General features: G+C 64.1%; 25 protein-coding genes. 14 read left to right on the top strand and 11 right to left on the bottom strand.

The annotated features are described in order from the left end of the window. The first annotated feature begins 41 nt into the window (after positions 1-41). From WA950_RS09430 to WA950_RS09415, 4 genes are read left to right on the top strand one after another with little or no spacing between them, the layout of a single operon-like run. Positions 42-1,661 (top strand): phytoene desaturase family protein, encoded by a 1,620-nt coding sequence (locus tag WA950_RS09430; RefSeq protein ID WP_424551454.1) that lies wholly within the window; start codon positions 42-44, stop codon positions 1,659-1,661. Then, the gene (locus tag WA950_RS09425) at positions 1,648-3,204 is read left to right on the top strand and encodes a phytoene desaturase family protein (RefSeq protein WP_424551453.1); all 1,557 of its coding nucleotides are present in this window, start codon (positions 1,648-1,650) and stop codon (positions 3,202-3,204) included. The genes WA950_RS09430 and WA950_RS09425 overlap by 14 nt, the downstream gene beginning before the upstream one ends. Continuing rightward, positions 3,201-4,433: an aminomethyltransferase family protein gene (locus WA950_RS09420; protein ID WP_424551452.1), complete on the top strand. Its 1,233-nt coding sequence runs from the start codon at positions 3,201-3,203 to the stop codon at positions 4,431-4,433. Before WA950_RS09425 ends, WA950_RS09420 begins: the two co-directional genes overlap by 4 nt. Next, positions 4,434-4,682, top strand: a complete 249-nt coding sequence (locus tag WA950_RS09415) for a hypothetical protein (protein WP_424551451.1) — start codon at positions 4,434-4,436, stop codon at positions 4,680-4,682. On the opposite strand, the gene WA950_RS09410 is transcribed toward WA950_RS09415, so the two are convergent. From WA950_RS09410 to WA950_RS09370, 9 genes are all read right to left on the bottom strand, one after another. Beyond that, entirely contained in the window at positions 4,674-5,297 is a 624-nt protein-coding gene (locus tag WA950_RS09410; RefSeq protein WP_424551450.1) for a TetR family transcriptional regulator, read from the bottom strand. The genes WA950_RS09415 and WA950_RS09410 overlap by 9 nt on opposite strands. Positions 5,298-5,302: 5 nt before the next feature. After that, positions 5,303-8,437 carry a multidrug efflux RND transporter permease subunit gene (locus WA950_RS09405; protein ID WP_424551449.1) on the bottom strand — a complete coding sequence of 1,045 codons (3,135 nt, stop codon included), beginning with the start codon at positions 8,435-8,437 and terminating at the stop codon, positions 5,303-5,305. A gap of 11 nt (positions 8,438-8,448) precedes the next feature. Further along, complete coding sequence (locus WA950_RS09400; RefSeq protein ID WP_424551448.1) at positions 8,449-9,753, bottom strand: efflux RND transporter periplasmic adaptor subunit; 1,305 nt, start codon at positions 9,751-9,753, stop codon at positions 8,449-8,451. A 177-nt stretch (positions 9,754-9,930) separates the two neighbouring features. After that, entirely contained in the window at positions 9,931-10,932 is a 1,002-nt protein-coding gene (locus tag WA950_RS09395) for an ABC transporter ATP-binding protein (RefSeq protein ID WP_424551447.1), read from the bottom strand. An 11-nt stretch (positions 10,933-10,943) separates the two neighbouring features. Next, entirely contained in the window at positions 10,944-12,008 is a 1,065-nt protein-coding gene (locus WA950_RS09390) for a Gfo/Idh/MocA family protein (protein ID WP_424551446.1), read from the bottom strand. Next, a complete protein-coding gene (locus tag WA950_RS09385; protein ID WP_424551445.1) occupies positions 12,005-12,844 on the bottom strand; it encodes a carbohydrate ABC transporter permease in 840 nt (279 codons plus the stop codon). The genes WA950_RS09390 and WA950_RS09385 overlap by 4 nt, the downstream gene beginning before the upstream one ends. A 15-nt stretch (positions 12,845-12,859) precedes the next feature. After that, entirely contained in the window at positions 12,860-13,810 is a 951-nt protein-coding gene (locus tag WA950_RS09380) for a carbohydrate ABC transporter permease (RefSeq protein WP_424551444.1), read from the bottom strand. A 289-nt stretch (positions 13,811-14,099) separates the two neighbouring features. Continuing rightward, a complete protein-coding gene (locus tag WA950_RS09375; RefSeq protein ID WP_424551443.1) occupies positions 14,100-15,359 on the bottom strand; it encodes an ABC transporter substrate-binding protein in 1,260 nt (419 codons plus the stop codon). A 44-nt stretch (positions 15,360-15,403) separates the two neighbouring features. Continuing rightward, a complete protein-coding gene (locus WA950_RS09370) occupies positions 15,404-16,297 on the bottom strand; it encodes an N-acetylmuramic acid 6-phosphate etherase (RefSeq protein ID WP_424551442.1) in 894 nt (297 codons plus the stop codon). 197 nt (positions 16,298-16,494) lie between these two features. On the opposite strand from WA950_RS09370, the gene WA950_RS09365 reads away from it, so the two are divergent. The 7 genes from WA950_RS09365 (at position 16,495) to WA950_RS09335 (ending at position 22,802) form a co-directional block, all read left to right on the top strand. Beyond that, positions 16,495-17,382 carry a BadF/BadG/BcrA/BcrD ATPase family protein gene (locus tag WA950_RS09365; RefSeq protein ID WP_424551441.1) on the top strand — a complete coding sequence of 296 codons (888 nt, stop codon included), beginning with the start codon at positions 16,495-16,497 and terminating at the stop codon, positions 17,380-17,382. Further along, positions 17,379-18,143: a GntR family transcriptional regulator gene (locus tag WA950_RS09360; protein ID WP_424551440.1), complete on the top strand. Its 765-nt coding sequence runs from the start codon at positions 17,379-17,381 to the stop codon at positions 18,141-18,143. Before WA950_RS09365 ends, WA950_RS09360 begins: the two co-directional genes overlap by 4 nt. Positions 18,144-18,167: 24 nt before the next feature. After that, complete coding sequence (locus tag WA950_RS09355) at positions 18,168-19,190, top strand: SIS domain-containing protein (protein WP_424551439.1); 1,023 nt, start codon at positions 18,168-18,170, stop codon at positions 19,188-19,190. Next, entirely contained in the window at positions 19,187-20,347 is a 1,161-nt protein-coding gene (gene nagA / locus WA950_RS09350; RefSeq protein WP_424551438.1) for an N-acetylglucosamine-6-phosphate deacetylase, read from the top strand. The genes WA950_RS09355 and nagA overlap by 4 nt, the downstream gene beginning before the upstream one ends. Positions 20,348-20,416: 69 nt before the next feature. Beyond that, positions 20,417-21,472: a dipeptidase gene (locus WA950_RS09345; protein ID WP_424551437.1), complete on the top strand. Its 1,056-nt coding sequence runs from the start codon at positions 20,417-20,419 to the stop codon at positions 21,470-21,472. Between the two features lie 19 nt (positions 21,473-21,491). Next, a complete protein-coding gene (locus WA950_RS09340) occupies positions 21,492-22,238 on the top strand; it encodes a copper homeostasis protein CutC (RefSeq protein ID WP_424551436.1) in 747 nt (248 codons plus the stop codon). A gap of 60 nt (positions 22,239-22,298) precedes the next feature. Then, positions 22,299-22,802 carry a CreA family protein gene (locus WA950_RS09335; RefSeq protein ID WP_424551435.1) on the top strand — a complete coding sequence of 168 codons (504 nt, stop codon included), beginning with the start codon at positions 22,299-22,301 and terminating at the stop codon, positions 22,800-22,802. A 49-nt stretch (positions 22,803-22,851) separates the two neighbouring features. Here the strand turns inward: WA950_RS09335 and WA950_RS09330 are convergent, their stop codons facing one another. Together WA950_RS09330 and WA950_RS09325 are read right to left on the bottom strand one after the other, a co-directional pair. Further along, the gene (locus tag WA950_RS09330) at positions 22,852-23,202 is read right to left on the bottom strand and encodes a hypothetical protein (RefSeq protein WP_424551434.1); all 351 of its coding nucleotides are present in this window, start codon (positions 23,200-23,202) and stop codon (positions 22,852-22,854) included. Positions 23,203-23,370: 168 nt separating this feature from the next. Beyond that, the gene (locus WA950_RS09325; RefSeq protein WP_117366518.1) at positions 23,371-23,835 is read right to left on the bottom strand and encodes a chemotaxis protein CheW; all 465 of its coding nucleotides are present in this window, start codon (positions 23,833-23,835) and stop codon (positions 23,371-23,373) included. A 260-nt stretch (positions 23,836-24,095) separates the two neighbouring features. Here WA950_RS09325 and WA950_RS09320 point away from each other — a divergent pair, with 260 nt between their 5' ends. The 3 genes from WA950_RS09320 (at position 24,096) to WA950_RS09310 (ending at position 25,936) form a co-directional block, all read left to right on the top strand. Continuing rightward, positions 24,096-24,254: a hypothetical protein gene (locus tag WA950_RS09320; protein WP_424551433.1), complete on the top strand. Its 159-nt coding sequence runs from the start codon at positions 24,096-24,098 to the stop codon at positions 24,252-24,254. 126 nt (positions 24,255-24,380) lie between these two features. Next, positions 24,381-24,980: an SCO family protein gene (locus WA950_RS09315; RefSeq protein WP_424551432.1), complete on the top strand. Its 600-nt coding sequence runs from the start codon at positions 24,381-24,383 to the stop codon at positions 24,978-24,980. Between the two features lie 74 nt (positions 24,981-25,054). Beyond that, positions 25,055-25,936, top strand: coding sequence for a 50S ribosomal protein L11 methyltransferase (locus WA950_RS09310; RefSeq protein WP_424551431.1), 882 nt, complete (start codon positions 25,055-25,057; stop codon positions 25,934-25,936). Positions 25,937-26,007 lie beyond the last annotated feature (71 nt).

Raw genomic sequence — 26,007 nt, 5'->3', positions numbered from 1 at the left:
TTTGCTTTTGATGCAGCTTTTGACAACAAGGGAGACATCAAATGCAGAAGTTCGATGCCCTGATCGTCGGTGGCGGCCACAACGGGCTGGTCACGGCCTGTTATCTCCAGCGCGCCGGCCTCAATGTCATGGTCGTGGAAAAGAACGGCTGGGTCGGCGGCGCGGCAACCAGCCGCGAACTGACGCCCGGCTTTCTCTATTCGAACTGTTCCTACGTCTGTTCCCTCTTCCGGCCGGAGATCATGCGCGATCTCGAACTGCCGAAGCACGGCCTCCAGGTCATTGCCTATGAGGGCGGCGCCGTCTTCACCCGCGACGGCGACTATCTCGCCTCCTACCGCGACCATGACAGCCACCGCCGCGAATTCGCCCGCTACTCCAGGCGCGACGCCGAAGCCTATGAGCGCTATGCCCGCGACGTGACGCGCCAGTGCCGCTTCATCCAGCCGCTGCTGATGCGCACCGCGCCCGACCCGTTCGGCTTTCGCCCGCGCGACATTTCCGAACTGCTCTACCTCGCCAGGAAGTTCGGCGAGTTCAGCCCGCACGAAATGGCGCAAACGCTACGCTTCTGGACCATGTCGATCTCCGATTTCCTCGATGAATATTTCGAGATAGACGTCATCAAGGCCTATCTGGCTCTGTCCGGCATCATCGGCACCGCCCTCGGCCCCATGTCGCCCGGCACCGCCTATGTGCTCCTGCACCACTATATGGGCGAAGTGGACGGCTCGGTCGGCGCCTGGGGCTACGCGCGCGGCGGCATGGGCGCTGTCACGCAGGCCCTCGCCCGCTCCTTCGAGGCCGCCGGCGGCACCATCCGCACCGATGCGGAAGTCTCGAAAATCCTGACCCGCGGCGGCCGCGCCACCGGCGTCGTGCTGGCGAACGGCGACGAGGTGAATGCCGGTCTCGTCGTCTCCAATGCCGATGTGAAGCGCACCTTCCTGAAACTCGTCGACGAGGAGAGCCTTCCCGGCGACTTCGTTCACCGGGTCAGGCACTTCAAGATGCGCGGCTCCTCCGGCAAGGTGAACATCGCGCTCGACAGCCTGCCGGAATTCCCGGCGCTGCCGCAAGGATCCAGCTGCATTCGCGGCGACATGCATTTCACCGACAGCATCGAGCGCATGGAACGCGGCTATGACGACTGGAAGGCCGGGCGCTGGTCGGCAGATCCGTTCCTCGACATGATGATCCCCACCCTGCTCGACCCGACCATGACGTCGCCGGGAAGACACTTCATGAGCTGCTTCGTGCAATATTGCCCGCCGAAGGTGGAGGGCCGCGACTGGACGGATGCCGACCGCGACGCCTTCGCCGAATCCGTCATCAGCCAGATCGCCGACTATTCGCCCGGCTTCCGTGACCGCTTCGTGCATATGGAGGTGCGAACGCCGCGCGAGATCGAAGCGGAAGTGGGCCTCACCGAGGGCAATATCTTCCAAGGCGAACTGACCTTCGACCAGCTTCTCTTCAACCGGCCGGTGCCCGGCTATGCGCAATACCGCAGCCCGATATCCGGGCTCTATATGTGCGGTTCCTCCACCCATCCGGGCGGCGGGGTGATGGGTGCGCCCGGCCGCAACGCCGCCGCCGAAATCCTGCGCGATCTCAAGCGCTCCCCCGAACAGATGAGCAAAGCCCATGACGTCGTTTGATGCCATCGTGATCGGCGCCGGCCACAACGGCCTTGCCGCCGCCGCCCGCCTCGCCAGGGGCGGCCGGCGGGTTCTGGTTCTGGAGGCGGCGAACGAACCGGGCGGTGCAATGCGCGGCCGCGAATTCGCCCCCGGCTTCCGCTCCGCCGGCCTTGCCCATCTCGTCAACCGGCTGGACGCGGAGGTCGCCCGCGACATCGGCCTCGGCCTTACCGGCGACGACAGGCTGCTGCCGACCACTGTGCTGGACGGCAGCGGCAAGGCCGTAACGCTGCACGGGGCTTACGGCGAGCGCGTCGACGGCGTTGCCGCCGAAGAGGCCGCCGCCTTCACCGCCCTGCGTACGAAACTCATTTTCCAGGCGAGCATCCTCAAGCGCTTCCTGCGCCGCCCGCCGCCGCAGATCGGCGTCCTTTCGCTGGGCGACCTTTCCACCTTCGCCGGCGCCGGCCTCGGCCTCATCCGCAAGGGCCGGAGCGAAGGCCGCGATTTCCTGCGCATGCTGCTGATGAACGTCGCCGACATTGCCGACGAATACCTGACGGACGATAGCCTCAAGGGCTTGCTTGCCTTCGATGCGACGCTCGGCATCCATCTTGGGCCGCGCTCGCCGACCTCGCTGCTCGGCCTCTACTATCGCCTCACGGGCGACGTTGCGGGCCGGACCGGCGGCCAGTTCGTGCCCGCAGGCGGCATGGCCTCGGTTGCGTCGGCCTTCGTGCGCGCGGCCGAAAAGGCCGGCGTCTCCATCCGGTGCGGCATGCCTGTCGGCCGCATCCTTGCCGACCGCGGCCGCACCAGCGGCGTCGTCATGCGGGACGGAACGGAGATCACGGCCCCCGTCGTCGTCTCCGCGATCCATCCGCAGACCACCTTCCTTCACCTCGTCGATCCCGCCGAAAGCGGCACGGGTTTCATTCGATCGGTGAAGAACCTGCGCAGCCAAGGCAACGTCGCCAAACTCGATCTTGCACTGGATCGCATACCGGATTTCGCGGGCCTATCGGCCGAAGCACGCAACGGGCGCATCGTGCTGGTTCGCTCGAAGGAACAGGTCGAGACGGCCTTCAATCCAGCGAAATACGGCGAGTTCTCCAGCGATCCGGTGATGGAAGTGACGTTGCCGAGCCTTGCCGATCCGTCGCTTACCCCTTCCGGCGGCTGCACGCTTTCGGCGCTCGTGCAATACGCGCCCTACCGGCTCAAGGCAGGCTGGGAGACAGGCAGGCCCGCCTTCCTGAAGATCGTGCTGGAGACGCTGGAGCGCCATGCGCCGGGTATCGGCAAGTCCGTCGTCGCAGCCAGCCTCATGACGCCGGTCGATATCGAGGCCGCTTACAACCTGCCCGGCGGGCACTGGCATCACGGCGAGTTGCAGGCCGACCAGCTGCTCGTCAACCGGCCGACCAGCGCTGCCTCCGGCTACGCGACACCGATCGAGGGGCTCTATCTCGCAAGCGCCGGGGCGCATCCGGGCGGCGGCATTTCCGGCCTGCCGGGCTGGAATGCGGCCCGCCACATCCTTTCGGGAGGCAAGCCATGAACGCCATGACGAAATCTGCCGCCGAAGTACGCCGCGCCGCGCACGACCATATCCGCACGCCGCGTCTGGAAACGCCCTTCCACGAACGGCTCATGGCACTGAGCGAGGTCAACGACTGGTACAACTGGGCCGGCTACAAGGCGCCGCATTCGCTGTTCGACGGCGAGCTGGAATATTTCGCCCTCCGCTCCACCGCCGCCCTGTTCGATATTTCGCCGATGGTGAAATACCGCATCAGCGGCCCGGATGCGGAACGCTACCTCAACCGCCTGACGCTGCGCGATGTCAGAAAGCTCGGCGTCAACCGCGTGCACTATACCGCCTGGTGCGACGATCATGGCCATGTGCTGGACGACGGCACGCTGTTCCGGCTGGCCGAACAGGAATTCCGCCTCTGCTGCCAGGAACGCCACCTGCCCTGGCTGCTCGACAGCGCCATCGGCTTTACCGTCGATGTCCATGAGGAGACGGAGGAAATCGCCGGCCTCGCCCTGCAGGGGCCGACCAGCTACGCCGTGCTGCGCGACGCAGGCTTCATCGACGCTGAAAAGCTGAAGCCCTTCGACATCGCCACCTTCCCGCACGATGGCGGCGAGGTGACGATTTCGCGCACCGGCTTTACCGGAGACCTCGGCTACGAACTCTTCGTGCCGCGTGCGAAAGCCCTCAGCCTGTGGGACCGGCTGTGGGCTGCCGGCGAGAAGCATGCCGTCCGCGCCATCGGCTACGGCGCGCTCAACCAGACGCGCATCGAGGCCGGCTTCATCGTCGCCAATACGGATTTCATCACGGCCGAAGGTGCGCTGCGCGCCGACCGGGTGCGCATGCCTGACGAGATCGGCCTAGACTGGCTCGTCGACCCGGACAAGCCCAGCTTCAACGGGCGCCGGGCGATCCTCGACGCGCGGCGGAATCAAACTCTGAAGCACATCCTCGTCGACCTTGAAATAGAAGGAAATATTCCCGCCGAGCACGCGATCGTCTATCATCGCCAGAAGCGCGAAGCGGGTCTCGTCACCGCCGCGATCTGGTCGCCGACGGCCAAGCGCAACATTGCCATCGCCAGCCTCGAACGACCCTATGGATCGCGAATAACGGACGACCTCTGGGTCGAGATTTATGCGTTGCGCGAGTTGAAATATCAGAAGATGATGAAGCGGGCGAAGATCGTGCCGCGCCCCTTCGTCAAGCTTGCGCGCCGCACGGCCACGCCACCGGGCTTGAAATAGATGGACGAGGAAACGCGCCGCAACTGGGAGATCATCGCGATGCCACCGGGCGCGGAATGGTCCGGGCGCGCCCGCTATGCGGCGGCCATGTATTTCTGCCAGCGCGGCGACATGGCACCGGAGGTGCTGGAGGTCTACCGCATCTGCTCGCGGCTCGATGCGGAGGATCCCGTCTCGGTGCTGAAACGCTGGCAGATCGGCGCGGACTGGATCGAACGGCTCGCGGCCTGGCGCGGCCGCTCAGCCTGACCGTGCTTGCGCGGAATAGCTGGCGAACAGCCGCCGCAACGCCTCATTGCCTTCGATAGCGATATCGAACCTGCGGCCGAACAACAGCCACTCCGAACAAAGCCCCTTGATGACCCAGCGCAGCATGGAAGCCGCCGAGCGGGGCGACCAGCAGGTGCAGAGCCGGCCCTGATGCTGCGCCTTCGCGAAGGCCGCCTCCAGCACCTGCATGTGTTCGTCGTCGATATCGTTCTGTCGCTCGGAAATACTGGCGAACTCGCCGGTCGTATCGCAGCGCAGGAGGATCGACAGGATGCGCTGGCGATGTTCGTCCTGTGCAAGCAACCCGATCCATTCCCGGCCGACGCGCTCGAGAACGCCGAACACATCGGCATTCTCCGCTTCCAGCTCGCGGGCGATCAGCTCTTCCTGTGGCAGGGGAAGCGAACTGTAGAGTTCCAGCACCAGATCCGCCCGGTTGGCGAAATGCCAGTAGATGGCGCCGCGGGTAACCCCCGCGGCGCGCGCCACATCCTCCATGGAGGCATGGGCGACACCTTTTTCGTAGAAGACCCGCTCGGCCGCCAGCAGGATTTGCTGGCGGGTTTCCTTGGCCTCTGCCTTGGTTCGGCGCATGCGGCTTACTCTGCCGCGCTTTCAGCCGGAACCGGCACCTCTTTTTTTCTGCCGTAGCCGAACAGCCTCATCACGAAGACGAAGAAGACCGGCACGAAGAAGATGGCGAGCACGGTGGCGGTGATCATACCGCCCATGACGCCGGTGCCGATGGCGCGCTGGCTGCCCGAGCTTGCGCCCGTGGCGATCACGAGCGGCAGAACGCCGAGCGTGAAGGCAAGCGAGGTCATCAGGATCGGGCGGAAGCGAAGGTGGCAGGCCTCGATGGTCGCATCGATGAGCGACCGGCCGTCCTCCATCAGTTCCTTGGCAAACTCGATGATCAGGATCGCGTTCTTCGCCGATAGACCGATGATCGCGATCAGGCCCACCTTGAAGTAGACGTCGTTCGACATGTCACGCATCGTCACCGCAAGGACGGCACCGATCACGCCGAGCGGCACCACGAGGATGACCGCGAACGGGATCGACCAGCTTTCATAGAGCGCCGCAAGGCACAGGAACACCAGGAGGATCGAGAGGCCGACGAGGATCGGCGCCTGCGAACCGGACTGGATTTCCTGCAGCGACTGGCCCGTCCATTCGTAGCCGAAGCCCGGCGGAAGCTGCGAGGCAAGGCGCTCCATCTCGGTGATCGCGTCACCCGAGGAGAAGCCCGGCTTCGTATCGCCGCTGAAGCGAATGGAGGGATAGCCGTTGTAGCCCACCGTCTGCGTGGGCGCCTTCACCCATTCCGCCGTGGCAAAGGCCGAGATCGGCACCATGCCGCCCTTGGAATTGCGGACGTTGAGGTTGAGCAGATCGGCCACCTGCATGCGCTCTGCCTGATCCGCCTGAACGGTCACGCGCTGCATGCGCCCGGCGTTCGGGAAGTCGTTGACATAGGTCGAGCCGAGGTTGGTCGAGATCGCCGAATTGATCTCGGCGAAGGTCACGCCAAAGGTATTGGCCTTCTCGCGATCGATCACGATGTTGACCTGCGCCGCATCCGGCATGCCTTCGACGCGTACGCCCGCCACGACATTGCTCTGGGCCGCAAGGCCGAGAAGCTGGTCACGCGCGCTGGCAAGCGCCTCGGCCCCGAGTCCGCCACGGTCCTGCAGACGGAAGGAGAAACCGCCCGTCGTGCCAAGGCCCTGGATCGGCGGCGGCGACAGCGCGAAGCTGATCGCATCCTTGATCTGGCTCATCGCCATGGTGGCACGGCCTGCGATGGACTGAGCGGAATCTTCCGGTCCGCGTTCGGACCAGTCCTTCAGCGTCACGAAGGCGAGGCCGGCATTCTGGCCCGCACCGAAGAACGAGAAGCCGTTGATGCCGACGATCGTGTCGACCTTGGGCTCCTGACCGAAGATCTTTTCGGTCTGCGAAAGCACTTCGTCCGTGCGGTGGCCGGTCGCTTCCGAGGGAAGCTGCATCATGACGATGACGAAGCCCTGGTCTTCATCCGGCAAGAACGAGGATGGCAGCTTGATGAACATGTAGCCGAGGCCAGCCAGGATCGCCAGGTAGATTACCATGACGCGACCGGTACGGCGAAGGAGCCAGCTGACGCTTCCGCTGTAGTTTCTCGACGTCTTGTCGAAACCGCGGTTGAACCAGCCGAAGAAGCCCCGCTTGGTCTGGTGATGTCCCTTCTGGACCTGCTTCAGGAAGCTGCCGGCAAGAGCCGGGGTCAGCGACAGGGCAAGGAAGGCCGAGAACAGGATCGAGACCACCATCGTCAGCGAGAACTGCTGGTAGATGACGCCGACCGCGCCGGGGAAGAAGCCCATCGGGATGAACACCGAGGCGAGCACCAGCGTGATGCCGATGACGGCGCCGGTGATCTGCTTCATTGCCTTGCGGGTCGCCTCCTTCGGCGGCAGCCCCTCTTCCGACATGATGCGCTCGACGTTCTCGACCACGATGATCGCATCGTCGACGAGAATACCGATGGCGAGCACCATGGCGAACATGGTCAGGACGTTGATCGAGAATCCCATCGCGAGCATGACGGCACAGGTGCCGAGCAGCGCGACCGGCACGACAAGCGTCGGGATGATCGTGTAGCGGATATTCTGCAGGAACAGGAACATCACGAGGAACACGAGGCCGATGGCTTCGAGCAGCGTGTGCAGAACCTTCTCGATCGACACCTTCACGAAGGGCGAGGTGTCATAGGGGATCGAGTATTCCAGGCCCGCCGGGAAGAACTTCGCCAGTTCGTCCATACGCGCCTTGATGGCATCGGATGTCTCCATGGCGTTGCCGCTCGGCGAAAGCTGCACGCCGATCGCGGCGGAAGGCTGGCCGTTGAGGCGCGTCGAGAAGGCATAGCTCTCGCCACCGACTTCCACCCGCGCGACATCGCGCAGGCGCACGGCAGAGCCGTCCGGATTGGCACGCAGAACGATGGCGCCGAATTCTTCCGGCGTCGTCAGCTGTCCCTTGATGTTAACAGGGGCCGCAATCTGCTGGGTGATCGGATTCGGCTGCGCGCCGATGCTGCCGGCTGCGATCTGCGCGTTCTGTGCCTGAACAGCAGCAGTCACGTCCGCAGCCGTCAGATTGAGGCCGAGCATCTTGGCCGGATCCAGCCAGACGCGCATGGAGCGCTGGGTCGCGAAGAGCTGCGCACGGCCGACACCGGGTACGCGCTGGATTTCCGAAAGAATGTTGCGGTTGAGGTAGTCGCCGAGGCTGATGGCGTCCATCGAACCGTCGGTGGAGGTCAGCGACACGATCAGAAGGAAGCCGGAACCGGCTTCCTCGACCTGAACGCCTTGGCGGCGAACGGAGTCCGGCAGACGCGGTTCGACGCGGCTGATGCGGTTCTGCACGTCGACCGAGGCCTGCGACGGATCGGTGCCCGGCGCAAAGGTGATGTTGATATCCGCAGAGCCGGAAGCACTCGAAGTCGATTCGAAGTAGAGCATGCCGTCGACACCGTTCAGCTCATCCTCGATGAGCTTGGTGACGCTCTGGTAGGTATCCTGGGAAGACGCACCGGAATAGGAAGTCGAAACCGAAATCTGGGGCGGAGCAACGTTCGGATACTGCGATATCGGCAGAAGCGGGATGGATATGGCGCCGGCGATCATGATGAAGATCGCGACCACCCAGGCAAAAATCGGCCTGTCGATGAAAAAACTGGGCATCGTTCAGATCCTTACTTTGCCTGCTCGGTCTTGGCGGCATCATCGCCACCTTCGACCTTGCCGGCTTCGCCGGTCTGCGCAGCGCCCTCCCCGCCTTCAGCCTTGGCGTCCGTGCCGGCTTGCGCCGCGCCGCCTTCGGCGGGCTGCTTGGCGGCATTGGCGACGGCATTCGGGTCCCATGCGGTCGGAACGACTTCGCCGCCCGGCTGAACCTTCTGGAAGCCTTCGACGATGATCGTCTCGCCGTCCTTCAGGCCATCGGTGATAACCCAGCGCGTACCGGAAGCGCGGCCAACGCGCACAGGGCGGGCACCCGCCTTGTTGTCGGCGGAAACGAGGTAGACCAGAGCGTTGCCCGAAGCGTCACGCTGCACGGCCTGCTGCGGCACCAGAACAGCGCCCTTCTCGATGCCCTGCTCGATCTGAACGCGCACATACATGCCCGGCAGAAGATCGCCGTCCGGGTTGGGGAATTCGCCGCGCAGCGTCACCTGGCCGGTCGTCTCGTCGACGGCGGCTTCCGAGAAGAGCAGCTTGCCCGGATGCGGATAGGCGGTACCGTCGTCGAGCATCAGCTTGACGTCGGCGGAATTGTTGTCAGCCATCAGGTCGCCGTCCTCCAGCGCCTTGCGCAGGCGCATGAGGTCCGTCGCCGACTGCGTGAAGTCGGCATAAACAGGGTCGAGCTGCTGGATCGTGGCGAGGTTTTCTGTACCGTTCGCCGAAACCAGCGCACCTTCGGTGATGAGGGCCCGGCCGATGCGGCCGCTGATCGGCGCTCTCACTTCGGTGTACTGGAGATTGAGCTTGGCCGTGGCGAGACCCGCTTCGGCGATCGCGACATCGGCATCGGCCTGCGCCAGCTTGGCGATGGCGTCGTCATAGGCCTGCGCGGAGGCGACGTTCGACTTCTTCAGTTGCTCCTGGCGCACCGTGTCGTTCTTCGCCTGGGCCTGTACGGCCTTGGCGCGGCGCAGCGTGGCTTCCGCGCTATCGACCAGTACCTGGAACGGCGCGGGGTCGATGCGATAGAGAATATCGCCTTCCTTGACCTGCGAGCCCTGCTGGAAGACCCGCTCGATGACGATCCCCGTAGCCCGTGGGCGGACTTCCGCCGTACGGGTCGCGGCGATGCGGCCCGGCAGGTCGTTGGTGATCGGCACGTTCTCGGCCTTGGCGGTGATGACGGCCACTTGCGGTGGCGGGAAAGCTCCGCCGCCCTGCTGCGCCTGTTCGTCCTGGCAGCCGGCGAGGATCAGAAGGGCGCCAAAGGTCGCAATCGTAATCGGTCTGTTGAAACGCATGGGTTCTTCCATAGGCAGTGCCGGCGGGAGACCGACATGGTGCTGAAAATGAGTCGATGCGGTGATCGAGTGACCACCGCATCGCAACATACAAACAAGGCTGTATGTTAGTTCCTGATGTTTGACAATCGTAGAGCACGGCTGGGAATGCCGCAATCCTCACTCATCACAGAATTGTGATGAGGGGCCTCAACGTATTGCACGACCATTTGAATCGAAATGATGCGTCTGGCCCTGCGCCGGCGTGGCGAAGACCACGTCGTCCACCGCATAGTGGTGTTCGCCGAACAGGCGGACCGTGATCAACCCGACTTTTTCCGATTCGAGATAGACGATGGTGTCGGCGCCAAGGTGCTCGACATGCACGACCTTGCCCTGCCATTCCCCGCCGTCCCGCGACAATGCCAGGTGCTCCGGACGCACGCCGACCGTCTTCGCATCGGCGACGCCGAGGCGTTCGGCATCGATGAAATTCATGCTCGGCGATCCGATGAAGCCGGCGACGAACAGGTTCGCAGGACGATTGTAGAGCTCCATCGGCGAGCCGACCTGCTGGATGACGCCAGCATCGAGCACCACGATCTTGTCCGCCAGCGTCATAGCCTCGACCTGGTCGTGCGTGACGTACACCATGGTCGCCTTCAGCTCGCGGTGCAGCCGGGCGATTTCCAGACGCGTGTTGACGCGCAGCGCCGCATCGAGGTTGGACAGCGGCTCGTCGAAGAGAAAGAGCTTGGGTTCGCGCACGATGGCGCGGCCGATGGCGACGCGCTGGCGCTGGCCGCCGGAAAGCTCGGCCGGCCGGCGGGCAAGGTACTTTTCGAGCGAAAGCATGGACGAGGCCTTGCCGACCCGCTGCTCGATCTGCGCCTTCGGCGTTCCGGCCTGCTTGAGGCCGAGCCCCATATTGTCCTTGACCGACAGGTGCGGATAGAGCGCGTAGGACTGGAACACCATGGCGATGCCGCGCTTGGCCGGCGGAACGGTTGCGACTTCCGTCCCGTCGATGGCGATCGAGCCGGAGGTCGCGTCCTCGAGACCCGCGATGATGCGCAGCAGCGTTGACTTCCCGCAGCCCGAGGGGCCGACGAAGATCACGAACTCGCCGTCCTTCACCTCGAGATCGATGCCCTTGATGACATCGACCGAGCCGAAGGACTTGCGTACGGATTTAAGTTGAAGAGAGCCCACCCGATATCCCCTTAAAGCTTGACCGGCTGGCCGGTTCTGACACTTTCATCGGCTGCGAGGCAGATCTTCAGCGACTGCACCGCATCGTCCATGTGCCGCGAGAGGTCGATATCCTCACGGATTGCCTTCAGCACGAAGGCCTGCTCCCGGTCGCAGAGTTCCTGATGACCGGGTTCGCCAGCCATCTTCAGGTCCTCGTCCGGCGACAGGAACTTGCCGTCGGGGCCGGTGGCCGCATTGTGCAGGCGGATGACCGCCGTCTTGGTGTGGGTGTCGATGTCGTCCGACTTGGCGTTCGGATCCATGACGATCGAAACCGCACCGTTGGGCGACATCACATCCTTCACGAAGAAGGCCGTTTCCGAGATCATCGGGCCCCAGGCCGCCTCGTACCAGCCAAGCGATCCATCGTCGAACATCACCTGGAGATGGCCGTAATTGTACATGTCCGGCGCAATCTCGTTCGACAGGCGAAGCCCCATGCCACGCACCTCGACGGGCTTGGCATCGGTGATCTGGCACATCACGTCGACATAGTGCACGCCGCAATCGACGATCGGCGGCGTCGTCTGCATCAGCGCCTTGTGGGTCGCCCAGGTCGGCCCGCTCGACTGCTGATTCAGGTTCATGCGGAACACATAGGGCCCGCCGAGCTTGCGCGCCTCCTCGATGAGCCGCATCCACGAGGGATGATGGCGCAGGATATAGCCGACGATGAGCTTGCGGCCGTTCGCCCTGGCGCAGGCGACCACCCGCTCGGCATCGGCGACCGTCGTCGCCAGCGGCTTTTCCACGAAGACATGCGCGCCCGCTTCCATGGCCGCGATCGCAAATTCGGCATGGCTGTCCGAATAGGTGTTGATCGAGCAGAGGTCGGGCTTCAACTCCTTGAGCGCCTCCGGAAAGGACGGAAGGATCTCGTAGCCTTCCAGCCCCGCCGGCAGCGGGACCTCCGAGCGGTTGACGAGCCCGGCGATCTCGAAGCCGGGATTTTCGTGATAGGCGAGCGCATGGCTCCTGCCCATGTTGCCGAGGCCGGCGGAGAGGACACGGATGGGGGTCATGGCAGAGTTCACTTTACAGCTCCCGAGGTGATGCCGCGGATCAGTTGCCGCGAGAAGACGAGGTAGAGGACGAGGACCGGAAGGATGGCCAGCGAGAGAGCCGCGAGCACCGCATTCCAGTTGGTGACAAACTGGCCGATGAAGATCTGCGAGCCCAGCGTGACCGTCTTGGTCGCCTCGCCCGGCGCCAGGATCAGCGGGAACCACAGATCGTTCCAGATCGGGATCATGGTGAAGACAGCGACCGTCGCCATGGCCGGGCGGACCAGGGGCAGCACGAGCCGGAAGAAGATCGAGTATTCAGAGAGCCCGTCGATTCGACCGGCATTCTTGAGGTCGTCGGAAACGGTCCGCATGAATTCCGACAGGATGAAGACGGCGAGCGGGATGCCCTGCGCCGTATAGACAAGCACCAGCGCCGTCAGCGTGTTGACGAGCCCCGTCGCCACCATGCCCTGGAGGATGGCGACCGTACCGAGACGGATCGGGATCATGATGCCGATGGCAAGGTAGAGTCCCATCAGCATGTTGCCGCGGAAGCGGTATTCAGAGAGCGCGAAGGCGGCCATGGCGCCGAACAACAGAACCAGCGTGATGGAAGCCACCGTGACGATGAAGCTGTTCTGAAAGTAGCTTGCGAAGTCCCCCTGCCCCAGCACCGTATAGTAGCCAACCAGATCGAAGGTCTTGGGCGACGGAAGCTGCATCGGGTTTCGGAAGATCGCGTTGCGATCCTTCATCGAGTTGATGATCGTCAGGAACACCGGGAAGAGCGCGACCAGCGCATAGGCGGTCAGCGCGAGGTGCACGAGCCCGGTGCGGGTGAGCGAATTGCGTGCTTGAGCCATGTCGGACCCTCCCGATCAGAACTGGTAGCGACGCATGCGCCGCTGGATGACAAAGAGATAGAGCGACACGCCGGCGAGGATGATGAGGAACATGACCGTCGCGATCGTCGCGCCCATCGAGCGGTCGCCGAGCTGAAGCTGGAAACCGAAGAAGGTGCGGTAGAGCAGCGTGCCGAGGATATCCGTCGACTTGTCCGGTCCGGCAAGCGCGCCCTGCACGGTGTAGACCAGGTCGAAGGCGTTGAAGTTGCCGACGAAGGTCAGGATCGAGATGATGCCGATGGCGGGAAGGATCAGCGGCAGCTTGATCTTCCAGAACTGGCTCCAGCCGGTCACGCCGTCGCATTCGGCGGCCTCGACCACCTCTTCCGGGATATTGAGCAGCGCCGCATAGATCAGCATCATCGGAATGCCGACATATTGCCAGACCGAGATCAGCGACACGGCGATCAGCGCCGAGTTCGGCTTGCCGAGCCACGGCGAGAAGAACGACTTGAGGCCTACGAGGTCCATCAGATAGGGCGAGACGCCCCAGATCGGCGACAGGATCAGCTTCCAGATGAAGCCGACGATCACGAAGGACAGCAGCGTCGGCAGGAAGATGGCCGTGCGGTAGGCGGCGGCAAAGCGCAGCTTGGGAAGCGAGAGCATCGCGGCAAGCGCCACCCCGATCGGATTCTGCACCAGCATGTGGATGACGAAGAAGATGAAGTTGTTCTTCAGCGCATTCCAGAAATCCACGGCCCAGCGCTCGTCGCCGAACAGCACCTTGAAGTTGCCGAGGCCCACGAAGGTCGACTGGCCGTCCACGACGTTGAACAGCGACAGGCGCAGGGTTTCGATGAGCGGCAGGATCATGACCGTCGAATAGACGAGCACGGCCGGCAGCAGGAAAACGCCGATATGCCAACGTGTCGCCCGCTTGATCGGTCGTATCGCCTCATGGGAAGAAGGAATATCGCTCATGGCCCAGCCTGCCCTGTCCGGTTGTTGTTCTCAGGTTCGCATGCGCGAACGCCTTGTGCGGCGGCCCAGCCGCACATGACAGGTTCAGCATACACAATAGTAACGGGGTCGCTCCCCGAATTTGCCCTTCGGCGACCTCTGTCCACCGGGACGCAGAGGTTTGTGGCAGGCGCGCCTTGCATCATCGAGCCGCACCGCCGCAGGCTCCTCCCCCCGATTTGGCCGGGGAGAGGACCGGAGCGGGCAAACACCCGCTCCTCAAGCAGAATTCAACAGCCGAAGCCGAGGCTTACTTCGCCGGCTTGTACCAGCTGTCGAGGCCCTTCTGGAGCTTTTCGCCAGCCACTTCCGGCGTGTCGGTGCCGTTGATGACGTTGGCCGATTCCGTCCAGGTCTCGTTTTCCAGGTTCGGCGTGCCGCGCGACAGGATCTGGTAGGTCGAGCGGATCGTCGGCTGGCACTTTTCACGCCAGGAGACGAATTCCTGCGCCAGCGGATCCTGCATCTTCACGGCCGTCGAGTTCAGGCTGAAGAAGCCCGGCAGCGAGTTGGCGTAGATGTCGGCAAATTCCGGCGAAGTGACGAAGGTCAGGAACTTCTTGGCGGCTTCGGAATTGGCGCTCTTGGGGTTGAGGCCGATGCCGATGTCGTTGTGGTCCGAGATGTAGCAGGTGTCGCCGGCATTCTTCACCGGCGGCGGGAAGGCGCCCATCTTGAACTGGGCCTGCGTGTTGAACAGGCCGATTTCCCACGAACCCGCCGGGAAGATCGCGGCGCGGCCGAGCGTGAAGAGGTTCTGGCTGTCCGGATAGGTCTGCGCCTCGAAGCCGTCGCCGAGATAGTCCTTCCACTTGGCCAGAACGCGATAGGGTTCGACCCAGCCCTCGTCGGTCAGCTTCTGCTCGCCCTTGATCAGCGCCTTGCGGCCTTCCTCGCCCTTCCAGTAGGTCGGGCCGATATTCTGGTAGCCCATGGTCGCGGCTTCCCAGAGATCCTTCGTGCCCATGGCCATCGGGATGTAGTTGCCGTCGGCCTTGATCTTTTCGAGCGCGGCGAAGAATTCGGCTTCCGTCGTCGGGACAGTCACGCCGAGCTGGTCGAAGGCGTCCTTGTTGTAGATGAAGCCGTGGATGACCGAAGCCATCGGCACGCAGAACGCCGTCGCGCCGTCGTCCGTCGTCCAGGCGGACTTGGCAACGTCGGAGAAGTTCTCAATGCCCGGCAGGTCGTTCAGGCCGGCAAGGTGGCCCTTGTTGAAGAGTTCGAGCGAGGCGTCGAACGGACGGCAGGTGATGAGGTCGCCTGCGGAGCCGGCATCGAGCTTGGCGTTCAGCGCGGCGTTGTATTCGGTCGGCGCGGTCGGCGCGAAGACGACCTTGATGCCCGGGTTCTTCGCTTCGAAGGCCGGGATGATCTTTTCCTGCCAGATGGACAGGTCGTCATTGCGCCAGCTTTCGACGGTCAGCGTGACTTCCTGTGCCTGGGCCAGCCCGGCCGTGCCGAGGATGCTGGTGGCAAGGAGCAAGCCCTTGATTGCGTTGCGTGTCATGTCATTCTCCCCTTTTATGCGCCGCAGCGCGTTTTGAGATCTGTTTATCCGAGAGCTTCAAGTGCTCGGCGCAGGCTTTGCCCCGACCGGTCCAGCGCCTCCTGCGCGGCACCGGCGTCCTGAACCCCCGCAGCCAGCAGAACCGCCGTCTTGACCGAACCTTCGGAGCGCGCAAGAAGGCGCTCCGCCTCGTCCAGGCCGACGCCGGAAATGTCGCAGACGATGCGGCAAGCCCGCCTCTTCAACTTGATATTGTCGGTCTTGAGATTGACCATGTGACCATCGTGCACATGGCCAAGATGGATGCCGACAAGCGTCGAGAACATGTTGAAGGCGATCTTCTGCGCCGTGCCGGCGCCCATGCGCGTCGAGCCGGAGATGACCTCCGGCGGCGTCGCCAGCAGGATCGAAACGTCGGCCCCCTCGAAAAGCGCCGCCCCCGGATTGTTGGCAAGCGCCACGACGCGCGCGCCCTTCTCCTTCGCATAGGACGAAATGGCCAGCGCATAGGGCGTGCTGCCGCTCGCCGAAACGGCGATCACACAGTCACGCGCATCGATGGAAACTGCGGAAGCATCGCCGAGGGCAAGATCGCGGTCGTCTTCATACCCGCCGGCCAGGTCCTGGAGGCTTGCAGCCCCACCGGCCAGAAGGATGACAATGCGATCATGGACAATGCCATAGGTGCCCGGAAGCTCAAGCGCGTCGGCCATGGCCATCAGGCCGGAACTGCCGGCGCCGACATAGACGAGGCGGCCGCCGGAAAGCAGCGCATCGGCGGCAAGACGTGCGGCGGCGGCGATATCGCCAAGCGCAGCATCGACCACGGCGGCCGCGGCCTTCTGTCCATCCGCAAGCACTCTCAGCACGTCGACAGGCGGACGTTTGTCCAGCCCGCTCGCCTGATCATGCCTGCCCTCGGTCTTGCCTCCAGCCATCGTCACTTCTCCTCTGCACCAAATTAATGCCAAAAAAATACCACTTGTCCATAGGGAATTAACTTTTGAGACCACTTTTTTGGTTGCAGATATTTTTATCTCATAAAATCAACAATATAAAAGAAAGCTGATTTTCAGCACCACCATACCCCTTGGTTATTGGTATTTTTTTGGTATCGTTTTAAGTGGAGGTGGCCATGACGGATTACATTCTCGGTATCGATGGCGGCGGAACCAGTTGCCGCGCGGCGGTCGCAGACCCGGACGGCGTCATTCTCGGCCGCGGCAAGAGCGGCGCGGCCAATATCCTGACCGACCCCAACAATGCGATCATCTCCATCACGGAGGCGGCGAAGGCCGCTTTTCGCGATGCCGGGCTCGACGATGCCGGCGTCTCCGGCGCCTCTGCCTTTCTCGGCCTTGCCGGCACCAATGTCGGCGACCTTACCCGCTACGTGCACGACCGCCTGCCCTTCCGCCACACGGATATCGATTCCGACGGCCTGATCGCCCTCCAGGGCGCGATCGGCGACGAAGACGGCGCAGTGGCGATCCTCGGCACCGGCTCCATCTTCATGGCGCGCAAGGACAATACTGTCCGCTATATCGGCGGCTGGGGCTTTACCGTCGGGGATCTCGGCGGCGGCGCGCGGCTCGGCCATGCGCTCCTGCAGGAGGCGCTTCTTGCCCATGACGGCGTGCGCCCGCGTTCCGGCGTGACGGACGCCATACTGGATGAATTCAAGGGCGATCCGCGCGGCATCGTCGAGTTCGCCCGCCTTTCCAAGCCGGGCGATTTCGGCCGCTTCGCCCCGCTTCTTTTCGATCACGCGCGCCGGGGAGATCCGCAGGCGATCGCCATCGTCAAGGCAGGCGCGGCAACGGTAAACGAATCCCTCGACGCCATCATGGCACTCGCCGGGGCACAGCGCCTGTGCCTTCTCGGCGGCCTTGCCACGATCTATCCCGAATGGCTTTCCGAACGGCACCGCGCGATACTGGTGGTAGCCGAGGCCGATGCGCTGACGGGCGCTGTGGCGCTTGCCGCCAAGGGCCACCGGCAAAGAAAGGGAGCTGCCGCATGACCACGCCCCTTGCCGCCATCCTGACCCCGGAAGGTCTGCAGTCGGGCGTACCCGGTCCGCTCTATCTGAAACTTCGCCAGACACTCGAAGACGCGATCACCTCCGGCAAGCTCAATTACGGCGATGCCTTGCCGGCCGAACGCGACCTTGCCGACCACGCCAATGTCAGCCGCGTCACCGTGCGCAAGGCCGTCGACGATCTCGTCAAGGACGGCCTTCTGGTGCGCCGCCACGGGTCCGGCACCTTCGTCGCCAAACCCGTTTCCAAGGTGCAGCAGTCGCTTTCCCGCCTCACCTCCTTCACCGAGGACATGGCGCGACGCGGCCTTACCACCCGCGCCGAATGGCTCGATCGCGGCCTGTTCCATCCCTCGCCTGACGAGATGATGATGCTCGGCCTGCCAGCCGACGCACTCGTGGCACGGCTCGGTCGCCTGCGCGTCGCCGACGACATGCCGCTGGCCATCGAGCGCGCCTGCATCTCCGCCGAGTTCCTGCCCGATCCGCAGAAAGTGCAGGATTCGCTCTATGCCGCACTGGAAAAGCACGGCTGCCGGCCGGTGCGCGCGGTGCAGCGCATCTCCGCCTACAACATGAAGGATCCGGACGCGGCCATGCTTGGCGTCCCCGCCGGCGCTGCGGGGCTTTCCATAGAACGCATCTCCTATCTTCGTACCGGCCGGGTGGTAGAATTCACCCGCTCCATCTATCGCGGCGACGCCTACGATTTCGTCGCAGAACTGACGCTGTCCGAGACGTGACCGTCCAACCGCAGAGGCAATTCCATGCAGACCAACATGCGCAGAGAAATCAACGAGATCCCGGAAGCGGCTGCGCGCCTGCTGGCAAATTCCGCCAGCGCGATCACGGCTGCGGGCAAGGCCCTGCGCGAACGTGACCCGCAGTTCTTCGTGACGGTCGCCCGCGGCTCCTCCGATCATGCGGCCCTTTTCCTGAAATATGCGATCGAGCTGACCGCCGGCCGGCCCGTCGCCTCCCTCGGCCCGTCGCTGGCCTCGATCTACGGTGCGAAGCTGAAGCTCGGCGGTGCGGCCGCCATCGCCATTTCCCAGTCCGGCAAGAGCCCGGATATCGTGGCCATGGCGGAAGGCGTAACGCAGGGCGGCGCGATCTCCATCGCGCTGACCAACACGCTCCCCTCGCCGCTGGCGGACGCCTGCACGCATTCGCTCGACCTGTCCGCCGGGCCGGAACTCAGCGTGGCCGCGACCAAGTCCTATGTGAATTCGATCGTCGCCGGCCTTGCCATTCTCGCCGAGTGGACGGGCGATGCCGACCTCGACCGCGCCGTGAAGAACCTGCCCGAACAGTTCGCCAAGGCCGTGGCGCTCGACTGGTCGGATCTCGCCGGCGACCTTGCGGCGGCCCAGTCGCTCTACGTGCTCGGCCGCGGCCCCGGGCTTGCCATTGCCAGCGAGGCGGCGCTGAAGTTCAAGGAAACCTCCGGCATGCATGCCGAGGCCTATTCCTCGGCCGAAGTGCTGCACGGCCCGGTCGCCCTTGTCGGTCCCGCCTTCCCGGTCATCGCGCTTGCCGCGCGCGACGCGGCGGAAGCGTCCGTCACCGGCATGGCAGACAGCCTTGCCGATCGCGGCGCCTATGCCGGCGTCACCGCCGCCGGCGCCAGAAGCGCGCGAAAGCTGCCCTTCGTCGCCACCGGCCACCCGATCACCGATGCGCTGGCGCTCATCGTGCCCTTCTATGGCTTCGTGGAAGCCTGGTCGCGCGGCAAGGGGCTCGATCCCGACAAGCCGGTCAACCTCAAGAAAGTGACGGAAACCCGATGACAGCGCTCACCGCCATTACCGGCGCCCGGATCTTCGACGGCGATCTGTGGCACGAGAACAGCGTGCTGCTGATCGAGGACGGCAAGGTCGCGGCCGTCGCCTCGCCGCAGGATGTGCCGGCCGGCACCCGCACCGTGCCGATGGACGGGCTCTCGCTTGTCCCCGGCTTCATCGATCTTCAGGTCAATGGCGGCGGCGGCGTGCTGCTCAACGAGCGGCCGGACCTTGAGGGCATCCGCACGATCTGCGCCGCGCATGCCCGCTTCGGCACGACCGGCCTGCTGCCGACGCTGATTACCGACAACCGCTCGGTGACGAGCGCGACCATCGCGGCCGGCCTTGAGGCACAGCGCGCCGCGGTTCCCGGCTTCCTCGGCCTTCATCTCGAAGGCCCGCATCTGTCTCTCGCCCGTAAGGGCGCGCATGACCCTGCCCTCATCCGGCCGATGGAACAGGCCGATCTCGACCGCACCATCGAGGCACGAAAGGGGCTGGTGGCCCTGCTGATGACGCTGGCGCCGGAAAACGCGACGAACGACCAGATCGCCGTGCTCCGTGCGGCCGGCGTCACCGTCAGCCTCGGCCATTCCGATTGCGGCTATGCGACCGCTGGCCTTGCCGTCGAGGCAGGCGCGAGCATGATGACCCACCTCTTCAACGCCATGAGCCAGCTCGGCAACCGCGAGCCCGGCATGGTCGGCGCGGCGCTCGACCTCGGCCACCTCAACGCCGGCCTTATCGCCGACGGCTTCCACGTTCACCCCGCCTCGATCCGCATGGCGCTGACCGCCAAGCGCGGCCCGGGTCGCATCTTCCTCGTGACCGACGCCATGTCGACCATCGGCACGGACATGACGAGCTTCTTCCTCAACGGCCGTGAAATCTTCCGCGAGGGCGGCCGTCTGACGCTTGCCGACGGCACGCTCGCCGGCGCGGATATCGATATGGCTTCCTGCATCCGCTATATGCGCGATACCGTTGGCATCGACCTCGAGGAGGCATTGCGCATGGCCTCGCTCTACCCCGCCGAGGCTATCGGCATGACGGGCCGCAAGGGACGCCTGACGCATGGCCACGACGCGGACTTCGCCGTCATCGACGAGGGCGTGAATGTCGTCTCCACATGGATCGGCGGCACGCCGGTCTTCGCCGCCTGACCCGCCGCTGCGGTCCTTGCAGGCTGCGGCGGAATCGGCTTTACCAACCGGGCAATCAAGGAGCGGCACATGCAATTGATCTTCGACGGCCACAACGATGTTCTCCTGCGCCTGTGGGAACATGCGAAGGAAGGGGCCGATCCGGTCGCCGAATTCGTGGACGGCACGGACAAGGGCCATATCGACGCCCCGCGCGCCCTGAAGGGCGGCCTGGCCGGCGGCTTCTGCGCCATGTTCATCCCGCCGGACGGCGATTATCCGGCCCGCGAGGTGGATGAAAACGGCCACTACAACATTCCGATGGTCGGCCCGCTGGAGCAGCCTGCCGCCCTCAACACCGCGCTCGAAATGGCCGCCATCGCCTTCCGTCTGGAACGGGCCGGCGCGCTCGCCATCTGCCGCTCGACCGCGGATATCCGCGCCGCGATGGAGGCCAACCGCTTCGCCGCCGTGCTTCACATCGAAGGCTGCGAGCCGATCTCAGACGATCTTTCGACGCTCGAAACGCTCTATGCGGCGGGTCTTCGCTCACTCGGCCCCGTCTGGAGCCGGCACAACCGCTTCGGCCATGGCGTTCCCTTCGCCTATCCGTCCTCTCCCGATACCGGCCCCGGCCTTACCGATGCCGGCGTCGCGCTTGTGAAGGAATGCGACCGGCTGGGCGTCATGATCGACCTTGCGCATATCACCGAGCAGGGCTTCTGGGACGTGGCGCGCGAAAGCACGCAGCCGCTGGTCGCCACCCATTCCAACGCCCATGCGCTGACGCCCATCTCCCGCAACCTCACCGACCGCCAGCTCGACGCTATCCGCGAGCGCAAGGGGATTGCCGGCCTCAACTACGCCACCACCATGCTGCGCGCCGACGGCCTGGAGAATGCAGAAACACCGCTCTCCGACATGGTGCGCCATATCGACCACATGGTGGAGCGCATGGGCATCGACTGCGTGGCGCTCGGCTCGGATTTCGACGGCGCGACCATCCCCGCCGCCATCACCGATGCCGCCGGCAACCAGGCGCTCGTCGAAGCCTTGCGCCTTGCCGGCTACGGCGAGGACGACCTGGCCAAACTCTGCCGCGAAAACTGGCTGCGGCTCCTGAAAACCGTCTGGCGCGAAGCCTGACCAACCTGCGGATAAGCTCATGACCAAGCCCCTCATCGAACTGTGCGTCGAAGGTATCGACGGCTTCCTCGCCGCCCAGGAGGCCGGGGCCGACCGGGTCGAACTGTGCGCGAGCCTGATGGAGGGCGGCCTGACGCCGAGCCTTGCCACGATCCGCGCCGCCGTGAAGGCGGCACGCATCCCGGTCCACGTCATCATCCGCCCGCGCGGCGGCGACTTCCTCTATTCGCAGGCCGAATTCGACACGATGGTGGAGGACATCAAGGCGCTGCGCAGCGAGGGCGTCGCCGGCGTCGTCATCGGCTGCCTGACGCCGGACGGCCGGATCGACGAAGCCCGCACCGCAGCGCTGGTCGAGGCGGCCCGCCCGATGTCCGTCACCTGCCACCGCGCCTTCGACATGACGGCCGATGCCGGCGAGGCGCTGGAGGCGCTCGTGCGCTGCGGCGTCAATCGCGTGCTGACCTCCGGCCAGCGCGATACGGCCGTTGAAGGCATCACGATCCTGAAAAGCGCCGTCGAGCAGGCAGCCGGCCGCATCGTCATCATGGGATGCGGCGCGCTCGATGCGGACAACATCCGCAAGGTCCGCGACGAGACCGGGCTGGTCGAAATGCACTTCGCCGCGCTCAAGACCGTGGCGAGCGGCATGGCCTTCCGCAACCCCCATGTCGGCATGGGCGGCACGGAGAAGGATCGGGAATACGAGCTGACGCTGACGGACGGGGACGCCGTGCGCGCGACCATCGCCGCCGCAAAATCCTGACGCCTCATCTTGCAAGCGGCGGGCGGCACTCCTTACTGATAGGGAACAAGGAGATCCGCCATGCCGCTCACGCTTTCCACCCCTCGCCTGCGCATTGCCATCGCGGCCGGCCTCATGGCCGTCGCCACCCTGTCCGCCGCCGCTGAAACGGTCGGCAAGGTCGGCGTCGACTGGATCGGCAACGATATTTATATCGATGCGGTGACCGATCCGGAGGTCGCGGGCGTCACCTGCCACGTCACCTATTTCGACCGCTCCGTCATCGACCGGCTGAAGAAAGGCAAATGGTTCGAGGATCCCTCGAACAACGCCATCTCCTGCCAGCAGACCGGCCCGATCACCATCGGCGATGTCGAGCTGGATCGCGAAGGCGAAGAGGTCTTCAAGGCCGGCCTGTCGCTGATCTGGAAGTCGCTGATCGTCACCCGGATCTACGACAGGAAGAACGACACCCTGATCTACCTCGCCCACTCGCGCGAGTTGACGGAAGGGTCGGCAAAGATGTCGATCTCCACCGTGCCGCTCTACGGCCAGACCGTCACATGGACGAACGGCAAGCCATAAAAAAACGCCCCGGCGCATGGGCGCCGGGGCGTTTAGCCTGCTTGTGTACTTACTTGACGTAGACGATCTTGCCGCCATCGGCCGCAGTCTTGATCTCGACCACGTTCTGCAACTGGACGTTCTTGGAGGCCAGGATTTCGGTGAGTGCCGGATCAGCCTGCAGCTCGGCCTGTGCCTGTTCGACGGCCGCCATGTCCTTCGACTTGCTGGTCAGGCGATCATATTCGTTCCGCTGCGCTTCGTCACTTTCCAGCGTGGAAATAGGAACGACGTTCACCTTGTCGGCGGTGATGGAACTTGTCGCCATCGTGCCGGTGGTAGCGTCCTGGGAATAGGCGATACCCGCAACCGGCGATACCGCGAGAAGCGAAGCAAGGGCGATGATAACGGTCTTCTTCATTGCAATTCTCCAATGTTTCGTTGCTAGAAGCACGGAGAAAACGGAAGCCCCCTCGTTTGGTTCCTGCTGAATTGGGGCAAGATCAAGGTATTTAAGTGCCGATATCCGAAAACACCCGACCGGAATCCGGCCGGGTGCTGCAAACCCGAATCTGCCCTCCCCGCCGCCTCAGGCGGCCTGGGCAAGCTCGTCGGCGATGACCGTATCGAGGTTGAGGAAGCAGACCATCGACTTCTCCAGCGCGACGATACCGCGGCAGAAGGCGCGCTGGGCTTCCGGGATGATTTCCGGCGCCGGCTGCAGGGCCTCGCTCTTGATGGTCATCATGTCGGAGACCTGCTCGACGAGAAGACCGACCAGCTTGCCGGCAATGTCCGTGACGATGATCGCGGAGCGCTCGGACGGCTCCGTCATCTTCATGCCGAGACGGCAGGCCATGTCGATGACCGGGATCACTGCACCGCGCAGGTTGATGAGGCCAAGCACATAGGGCGGCGTATGCGGCATCGGCGTCACCGGGGCCCAGCCGCGGATTTCGCGGATGGCCATGATGTCGATGCAGAATTCCTGCTCTCCCAGGTGGAAGGAGACGATTTCGAGATAGGCGCCGGACTGTTTGATGGCGTTGGACATGGACAAGACCTCTTCCCACAAGGGAATGAACTGTTTGAAATGCGCAGCTCGCCGTTGCCGGCGCGCGGCGGACGTCATGTCCTGGAGCCGTCAGGGCCTATTGCGCGTTGTTGAAAGGTCGCAAAGAGAGATTAAACAATGGCTAAGGGGGGCCTGCCGGAACTTGCATTTTAGCAAGGTTTCATTCCTTCCGGAGTAACTGACGGCGCGGCAACCGCGCTGCGGTTCCAAAACCCGCCGATTCGTGCTATGCTTCGCACATGGACAAGATGGCCCGCCGATACACTGTTCTGCCTGTCGCGCTCATTGCGCTGGGGCTCGGCGTCATGGTCGCCACAGCCGCCTTTGCTGGCTGGATGGAGCATGGCACGGCGATTTTCCTCAGCCTGGCTGAAACCGGCATGGCATGGTGCTTCTGATCACGATTGCGCGATCCCTTCCGTTTGTCCGCGATTGCGGCAATTGGCGCGTTTGCACGACTTCCGGCGAAGGACTATGACACGGGCGAACGGCTCTTGCCGCCATAGCCCTATCGAAGGACCGCCATGAAGACCCTGCGCCTCGTACTCTGGATCGCCGTCGCCCTCGTTGCGGCCCTGCTCGGCTGGCTGACGCTCGAAATGACCCGCACGAAGGAGCAGGTCGCCGGCGGCCCGTTCGGCGTCCCCTTCGAGCTTGTCGCGCAGGACGGCAAGCCGATCACCGAAAAGGCCTTCACCGGCAAGCCGACCGCCCTCTTCTTCGGCTTCACCCATTGCCCGGAAGTCTGCCCGACGACGCTGTTCGAGCTCGACGGCTGGCTCAACAAGATCGATCCGGATGGCTCGAAGCTGCAGGCCTATTTCGTCACCGTCGACCCGGAGCGCGATTCCCCCGAGCTCATCGGCCAGTATGTCGGCAACGTCTCCAAGCGGATCACCGGCATTTCCGGCCCGACGGACAAGGTACTGGAGATGGTCAAGGGCTACCGCGTCTACTATCGCAAGGTGCCGCTCGACGAGGCCAAGCCTGACGGGGACTACACGATGGACCACACGGCCTCCGTCTTCCTGCTCGATGCCGAAGGCCGCTTCATCGGTACGATCGCCTATGGCGAAAACACCGACGTCGCAGAACAGAAGCTCGCGAATCTCATCAAGCGGTAGGATCGCAGCGATCCACCTTTGCCCTCGGCTTTCGGACATGCTAGGCGGACCTGAAACAACAGGAACTCCGAGCCGTGAGCGAAATCCGCCTCTACATCACCACGACCGAACGCAGAGCCGATATCGCGCTTTCGCTGATGACCGACGCCTTCGAAGAGGAAGGCTACGCCATCGCGACGATGGAGATCGACGAGAAGAACGACATCTGGGAAGCCTCGGTCTACATGTTCCGGCAGGACGAGGCAGAAGTCCACGAGCGCTTCGCCGCGCTGCTGGCCACCGAGTTCCCCGATGCGCAGATCCGCCGCGAGGAACTGCCGGATATCGACTGGATCGCCAAGTCGCTGGAGGGGCTGAAGCCCGTTCGCGCCGGCCGCTTCGTCGTCCACGGCTCGCATGACCGCGACACCGCCCGCGCCGGCGAGATCGCCATCGAGATCGATGCCGGCCAGGCCTTCGGCACCGGCCATCACGGCACGACGGCGGGCTGCCTCGAGGTCATCTACAAGGTGATGCGCGCCCGCAAGGTCAGGCGCGTGCTCGACCTTGGTACGGGCAGCGGCGTGCTGGCGATCGCCGCGCGCAAGATGGCGCCGGTGAAGGCGCTGGCAACGGATATCGACCCGATCGCCACCCGCGTCGCGAGCGAGAATGTGCGCCTCAACGGCATTGTCTCCGGCATCGCGCTGGAAACCGCACCGGGCTTCCATTCCACGGCATTCCGCCGCCACGGTCCGTTCGATCTCATCATCGCCAATATCCTCGCCCGCCCGCTGATGCGCATGGCGCCGCAGCTTGCCGCGCAGCTTTCACCCGGCGGCGACGTCATCCTGTCGGGCATCCTCGCCTCGCAGCGCTGGAAAGTGCTCGCCGCCTATAACGGGGCGGGCCTGCGTCATGTGCGCACCCTCTGGCGCGAGGGCTGGGTAACGATCCACCTGGACAACAGACGTTGAAACGAAAGCTCCGGCGGGGTGCAGGCACCCCGCCCCGGGAAACTGGCATCCGGGCAAAATAAAAGGCGGTG

This window comes from Shinella sp., assembly GCF_049651085.1.
Taxonomy (GTDB): Bacteria; Pseudomonadota; Alphaproteobacteria; order Rhizobiales; family Rhizobiaceae; genus Shinella.
This window is presented reverse-complemented; position numbering and strand designations above follow the sequence as displayed.